This window comes from uncultured Pseudoalteromonas sp. (assembly GCF_963922945.1).
Taxonomy (GTDB): Bacteria; Pseudomonadota; Gammaproteobacteria; order Enterobacterales; family Alteromonadaceae; genus Pseudoalteromonas.
Genome location: NZ_CAWUKC010000154.1, coordinates 1 through 3,237, shown reverse-complemented (window position 1 = coordinate 3,237; position 3,237 = coordinate 1). Strand labels below are relative to the sequence as shown.

Annotated in this window: 5 protein-coding genes; all 5 read left to right on the top strand. The window is 37.1% G+C overall.

Annotation, left to right across the window (positions count from 1 at the left end):
* The coding region (locus tag AABI99_RS17810; RefSeq protein ID WP_338367459.1) for a hypothetical protein at positions 1-247 on the top strand (247 nt) is incomplete at its 5' end.
* 188 nt (positions 248-435) lie between these two features.
* A complete protein-coding gene (locus AABI99_RS17805) occupies positions 436-1,068 on the top strand; it encodes a trimeric intracellular cation channel family protein (protein WP_338367458.1) in 633 nt (210 codons plus the stop codon).
* A gap of 118 nt (positions 1,069-1,186) precedes the next feature.
* Positions 1,187-2,026: a DUF417 family protein gene (locus AABI99_RS17800; protein ID WP_338367457.1), complete on the top strand. Its 840-nt coding sequence runs from the start codon at positions 1,187-1,189 to the stop codon at positions 2,024-2,026.
* 15 nt (positions 2,027-2,041) lie between these two features.
* The gene (locus AABI99_RS17795) at positions 2,042-2,293 is read left to right on the top strand and encodes a Rho-binding antiterminator (protein WP_338367456.1); all 252 of its coding nucleotides are present in this window, start codon (positions 2,042-2,044) and stop codon (positions 2,291-2,293) included.
* 349 nt (positions 2,294-2,642) lie between these two features.
* Positions 2,643-3,068 carry an energy transducer TonB gene (locus AABI99_RS17790; protein WP_256847960.1) on the top strand — a complete coding sequence of 142 codons (426 nt, stop codon included), beginning with the start codon at positions 2,643-2,645 and terminating at the stop codon, positions 3,066-3,068.
* Positions 3,069-3,237 lie beyond the last annotated feature (169 nt).

Genomic DNA, 3,237 nt, shown 5'->3' with positions numbered 1-3,237 from the left:
ACTATGGGTTTTAATCAGTAATAATTTAGCACTTTTGAGCTTATCGCTTAATGACTTTTTAGCGCAGTATGTTGAGTTTATATATTGGGTGAAGCAGGTTGCGTTTTATGTCATGCCGCAGGGCTTTGCCAATTGGTTATTTGGTATTCCTGCAGTTATTTACTTTCCCGTACGGATATTAATGAGCCTAGTAATTGGCTGGTGGGCGCTTAAAAAATCAGTTCAGCTAAAAACAAAAAATATGTAAAAACTACTCACTTTTAAAATAATTACCTTTTTAAATATCACATTTTATTAAGCCTGATCTACAACCGCGTTAAACGTTTACTACCGTGTTGTTTTGAAATAACATTTTTAAATGCACTTTTCGCTTTTGCTAATTATTTTGGCATATAAGTTGATGCACGTATTTATGAGCTTTTAAAGGGAGTGCGCATGACTGCTGAATATTTTACTGTATTAGGACTGCTCGGGGTGGCATTTTTCGCGGTAGCAGGCGCATTATTAGGCTACGAAAAAAGCATCAGTGGTTTTGGTGTTGTGGTTGTAGCTACGGTAACGGCGTTAGGGGGTGGTACGTTAAGAGACATACTCTTAGATAAATCAATATTTTGGGTCGCTACGCCTGAATATCTCTACTCTGCGTATGCCGCTATTATTGCCACTATATTATTTGTGCGCTATTTGCCTCATGTAAACAACTATTACTTTTTATTAGTCGATGCCATAGGAATGGGATTATTTAATATTATGGGCATAGAAAAATCCCTAATAAACGGCACCGGCATGATTATAGCCATAACAATGGGGATCACCACTGGGATTTTTGGCGGCCTAATACGAGACGTAATTTGCCGCGAAGTACCTTCTGTTATGCGAAACGAGCCTTATGCTTCAGCCTGCTTAGCTGGCGGCTTAGTGTATGCTGCGCTGTTTACCATAGAAGTCGATTACATTTGGTGTATTTTAGGCTCACTTTTTACCACTGTATTTTTAAGATTAGGTTCACTGCATTGGGGTTGGCACTTAACTATTTTTAGAAAAAAAGATTTCAAAAATCAAGAGTAACTACATAACTGCGAATACTGTTAATGGCTTCGCGGATAATGGTTATTTTTAATTTGAGTGAATAGTTTTCTCGGCTTGTAAGGTCTTTGTAAGCCATTACAGATTTTATGGGCACACAATGAACATAACACACACAAATAAAGCACTCACCTTTTTACTTACACTCAGCTTTGCATTACTTGGTGTATCGTTTGCTTTAGGTGCAAACCCAAATACACTCATAGCTACCTTTAGTTTTTATAAACTTGATACTTTACTTGGCGTCAATATGTTAGGTTTGGCTACAGGCACCGCGATGATTGCGTTGGCAGCAGCTACCTTAGCTGCGCACTTTAAGTTAATAAAACCGGTGCCCGCCCTTATACTCGCGGCAGTTGTTAGCTTAGTGCCTTTACTAACATTATTTGCCAGTAACCGCTGGATGGCTCAGTTAGGTGGCTTTCCAATTATTGGCAGTGGGCAAGGCATTATTAAATACTTTGCTGTTATCCCTTTGTATTTATTTTTGTTTTATAAAAATAAGCTAACAGACAAACAACACGTACTTTTTAACTTTATACCGGTTGCTATGGTGTTACTGTGGATTGGCGGCATGAAATTTTATGAGTTTGAAGCCAAAGCTATTGTAGGCCTAGTAGAAACCTCACCGTTTATGTCGTGGTTATACACGGTATTTAGCGTGCAAGGCGCATCAAACGTAATTGGTGGGTTTGATGTATTATTTGCACTACTTTTAGGTGTGGGTATTTTACTTAATAATAAAAAGCTTATTATTGTTAGTGGTTTAGCGTGTTTAAGCGTATTTTTAATGACCCAGACATTTTTAATAACCGCAAACGGCGCATTTAGCTCAAGCACGTTATTAGAGCGTTTAGGGCAATTTGTAATTAAAGATTTATGGTATGTAGGCAACTTAATTGTTATTGCCACTTTAATGCTACTTAAGCCAGCTAAATAATATAAAGAGAATGTTATGATCAGTTGCAACCATTACGACTACATAGAGATTGCCTGTATGCACAGGCTGAATATTGAACTTGTGTTAAAAAATGGTGATAGTTTATGTGGCGTAGCAACTGATACAAAACGCAATGCACTCAAACAAGAGTGCATTGCTATTAATGTAAGTGGCGAGCTAAAGCTTATTGTGCTCACTACAATTAGTCTACTTAAAGCGCGTGAGAGTAATCCTTACTTTGATCATGTGAACTTTGATGTAAAGTAATTCACTAACCCATTCGTTTTATCATAAACACTCCAGCGGGCCTGTTTCATCATTATGTTAAGGCTCGCTTATCTCGCCAATGCTCTAACTCATACGGCTAAATGCACAAAGGCAAAATTTACCTTTAGAGTAAACTGTGCATATAAACAGCTATCTTGACTTTGTCCAATAACATTATTAAAAGTCGTTTTGGGGCAACATAACAAAGGCTTTTTCACTACTGTCTAATTGCTTGTTTACATTACAGTTATTGAGTGTAATTATTGAGCAATGTAATATGCGCCGCTTTGGGGCGTTATAAACCCCCAAAGTGGTGTTCAATAAACTGTTAGGGTTACAAGGAGAGTTCGTGAAAGTATCATTTTTATTCGCAATTGGAGTTTTACTTTTGAGTGGATGCTCAACTACAAAAAAAAATTCTTCTAACGAGCATTTAGATTTAATTGGTAATAAAGAAGCTGTACTTGATTACTGGGTAGTTAAAAAAAAGATTGCTCCCAAATACCCCCAACAGGCTAACACCAAAAGAATATCGGGTTGCGTTGAATTCTCGCTAATTATTGATTCAAGTGGTAATGCAATTAACCCTAAAATAATAAAAGCGTTTCCTGAAGGTGTATTTGATATTCAGGCTACAAGGGCTATTGAAAAATGGAAATGGGTTCCAACATCAACAAATTCAAATAGACAACCTGTTGCAACTACTATCCAACTTGACTTTGTGGTTAGAAACTCATCTAACTACAAAGATGCATATAAAAACTGTAAGATTTAAGTAACCCTAACAAACTGTTAAACAAGGACAAAAAACAGTTGGTTTGTGCTTCTTCGTCGCTTATTCTAGCCAACTAAATTTTGCCCGTTAACAGGACGTTAGCTTTTTCAGTGGTCTGTAGTGGTCAACTAATTTTGGCCACAGTTTTAGAATCTTGGTATCTAACCTC

What these genes read in the sequence shown, in the direction of transcription:
- AABI99_RS17805 (WP_338367458.1), top strand. Translation starts at nt 436, where the DNA reads ATGACTGCTGAATATTTTACTGTATTAGGACTGCTCGGGGTGGCATTT.
- AABI99_RS17800 (WP_338367457.1), top strand. Translation starts at nt 1,187, where the DNA reads ATGAACATAACACACACAAATAAAGCACTCACCTTTTTACTTACACTC.
- AABI99_RS17795 (WP_338367456.1), top strand. Translation starts at nt 2,042, where the DNA reads ATGATCAGTTGCAACCATTACGACTACATAGAGATTGCCTGTATGCAC.